Origin of the sequence: Acinetobacter sp. YH12116, from assembly GCF_013418895.1 — a bacterium.
In the GTDB taxonomy this organism is placed as follows: domain Bacteria; phylum Pseudomonadota; class Gammaproteobacteria; order Pseudomonadales; family Moraxellaceae; genus Acinetobacter; species Acinetobacter indicus.
Genome location: NZ_VPBE01000075.1, coordinates 1 through 1,024 on the forward strand (window position 1 = coordinate 1; position 1,024 = coordinate 1,024).

The window sequence follows — 1,024 nt, forward strand, 5'->3', positions numbered from 1 at the left end:
TTGATGGCGCAGATGGTACCGATGGCAAATCAGCTCTGGATCTGGCTCGTGAGATTGGCTTGATTGGCCCAGAGGGTACGATCACCGATATGTTTAATGCCTTAAAAGGTGCAGATGGTATTGATGGTATTGATGGCGCAGATGGTACCGACGGCAAATCAGCTCTGGAATTAGCTCGTGAGATTGGCTTGATTGGCCCAGAGGGTACGATCACCGATATGTTTAATGCCTTAAAAGGTGCAGATGGTATTGATGGCGCAGATGGTACCGATGGCAAATCAGCTCTGGATCTGGCTCGTGAGATTGGCTTGATTGGCCCAGAGGGTACGATCACCGATATGTTTAATGCCTTAAAAGGTGCAGATGGTATTGATGGTATTGATGGCGCAGATGGTAAATCTGCACTTGAGTTAGCGATTGAAGCAAATCTGCTGCCAGCGGGCGCAACGCTAACTGATCTGATGGCCTACTTAAAAGGTACTGATGGTGCGGATGGTGCAGATGGTGCAGATGGTGCAGATGGTAAATCTATTCTTGATGTGCTCATTGAGGCAGGTAAGTTGCCACCCGATGCTACAGAAGAAGATCTTGTCACTTTATTAAAAGGGGCAGATGGGGCATCTATCCTTGAAGTCTTGATTCGAGAGGGTGTTCTGCCAGAAGGTTCAACGTCTGAAGATTTAGTTGAGCTTTTAAAGGGTGACGTGGGGGCTACTGGTGATACAGGTGCGGACGGTCAATCGGCTTATGAAATTTATGAAGCCGGTGCGATTGAAGCGCAACAGCAAGCGATCGAAGATGCTATTGCTGATTTAGGTGATGAAGCGGCATGGTTGGCTGAGAATCCGGGAGCTACACCTGAAGACTATCAGGCAGCAGTTGATACTGTGACCGCAGATGCGGTAGCAGACCATCCGGTAATGACAGAAACCGAGTGGCTGGCTTCCCTCACAGGTGATACGGGAGCCACTGGTGATACAGGTGCGGACGGTCAATCGGCTTATGAAATTTATGAAGCCGGTGC

1 pseudogene is annotated in these 1,024 nt (G+C 49.1%); it reads left to right on the top strand.

Annotated elements, in window-relative coordinates:
• A pseudogene (locus FTU54_RS15135) lies at positions 1-1,024 on the top strand (hypothetical protein); the annotation flags it as partial.